This is a genomic window from Hymenobacter lutimineralis (genome assembly GCF_008271285.1).
Taxonomy (GTDB): Bacteria; Bacteroidota; Bacteroidia; order Cytophagales; family Hymenobacteraceae; genus Hymenobacter; species Hymenobacter lutimineralis.
The window spans coordinates 1-2,200 of record NZ_VTHL01000049.1 but is presented as its reverse complement, the minus strand read 5'-3'; the positions used below and the strand labels follow the sequence as shown (position 1 = coordinate 2,200).

General features: G+C 59.9%; 1 protein-coding gene. It reads left to right on the top strand.

Annotated features, from left to right (window positions below):
• Nucleotides 1-2,191: NHL repeat-containing protein (locus FY528_RS21100; RefSeq protein ID WP_222931855.1), on the top strand; the 2,191-nt coding region annotated here is incomplete at its 5' end.
• Between the last annotated feature and the right edge of the window lie 9 nt (nt 2,192-2,200).

The following is a 2,200-nucleotide window of genomic DNA, read 5'->3' as shown; positions in this document are numbered from 1 at the left end:
TATGAAACCGCTTTTACGGCTTGCCTGCCGCGCCCTCGGGGTGGCCTTGCTCCTCCCGGCTCCGGCAGTAGCCCAATCTTCTCAGATGAAGAACTGGGTGCTATCCCCCACCCGCATCAATTTCGTCACCTCACCTCCTACGGCCAGTGTTCTGCCCGGCGTAACGGGCACCAACACTACGGCGGCGGCGGCGTTTGATGAGAACAATCAGCTGCTGTTTTCGGCCGCTATGGGCACGGGCAGCGGCAATGGCACCACCATTCTGGATAAGAATGGGGTAGCGGTGGGTACCATTCCCTTATTCACCAGCCCTACCCGCCAGAACAGCAACGGCTTTCTGCTGGTTTACGGGGGCTGGGGCCCGGAAATGGCCGTAGTGCCCGTACCGGGTGTTTGTCGCCGGTTCTATCTGGTCTATACCCAATACGAAATCTCCACGCACGCCCTGCTCTACGCGGAAATAGACTGTTCCGGCGCGGCCCCCGTTATCCGGCGCAATAACACCCTGCTCCAGGAGCCCATTGCGGGCAACTGCTCGGGACTAGCCGTTTCCCGAGTGATGTCCGATGGTTATCGGTACCTGTATTCGGTTAGGAACAACGTAGCCCGCTACCAGATTGGTAGCAGCGGTATCACACTGGGAACCACGGGTACGACGGCGCTAACTTCCTCCCCAACCGAAGCGGACATCTCTCCGGACAAGAAGACCTTGGCCTGGCCATCCACCAACAGTGCTAACGTCATGACGCAAAGTTTAAATGAGCTTGATGGCGGTGTAACCCAGATGCCGGTCACCTATTCACTGCCGGCCGGGGCGGGCAAGCCCTACGGCCTGGAGTTTTCCCCAGATAGCAAAAAGCTGTACTGCACCACCTATGCCAGCAGCCCGCTGGCCCGCAACCTCTACGTGCTGAACCTGGCCGTCAGCCCCGCGCAGTTTACGCTGGTCAGCAGCACGGCGGGTTTGGGCAGCACCCAGCTGGAGCTGGGTGCTGATGGCCTGATTTACGGAGTAAATACCAGTGGCCGCTTAGTTACTATCAACCCCAATACGAACGCAGTGGCTACCTCTCCATTGACTACGGTACTGGGGAATAGCCAAAATGCCTTCATCCAGTATACCCTCCCTGACCAGATTGACGGGGAGAACTACGGCTACTTTTTCGGCCTGCCGGCCCCCACACTGGCCCCCATTAGGGTAGCGGGCTTCACGCTGAACGCCACCACGCCTACCAACGTGTACAATTGCAAGGCCATGCCCCTGAGTTCGGCTACCACCAATACCGCCCAGGTGCAGCTAACACTTACCAGCGCCCTCCCCGATGGCACTACCACCAGCACTTACGCCTACAGCACGGGCTGGGTATCTACTTTACCCTCCGATTTGCGAACTATTGATAACAACTACCTGGCTACGCGCAGCGGCTACTTTCAGGTAAAGGTAGAAGCTCGTGACGCCTGCGGTAAAACGCTGCAGCAAGTGGGCCTGCTGCAAGTCAGTGCCCTCACCACGGCTTCGGCCTCCTTTAAGTTCAACGATGGCACCGGCCTTAAAGTAGCCCCCGGCAACTCCGCCACCGCACCCGCGCTGGTAGGCTCGTATGGGCTGGGTATTGATATCAGTTTCAGCACGGGCGTGTACACGGCCTACCGCGCCCGAATAGAGCGACTAACCCCGGCTACCCAGGTCTATACGCTGGTGTGTGACGCCACAGTGGACGTATCGACCACGCCCTCTTTATCCAGCATCGGGCTCAATGGCCTGGTAAAACGGTGCGGGCCAACGGGCTACTTCGCCGATCCGGCCAACTTCGACCAAACATACCGGCTTACGCTGTACCTGACCAACGCATGCGGCACCTCGGCTCCGGTAACGGGCTATTTCCGCAACTTCACTACCGACTACCTGGTGGCCGGCCCCGCCAATGGAACCCGGCAGCCGGCCTATCTGCTACCTAACCCCGTGCAGCAGGGCCATGTGCGCCTGTACTATCAGGTCGTTCAGGCCCAGGCCGTGCAGCTTTGCCTGCTCGACGCCACCGGCAGGGTATGCCTGCGCCAGACGGCTCACCCGCAGGAGGCCGGCGAGCAGGAGCTGGCGTTGGACGTTACGGGCCTGCCCCCGGGTGTTTATTACTACCACCTGCTCACTGACCGGCTGGAAACCGGCCGGCTGCTGAAAACCCGCTAGCCCGCCATG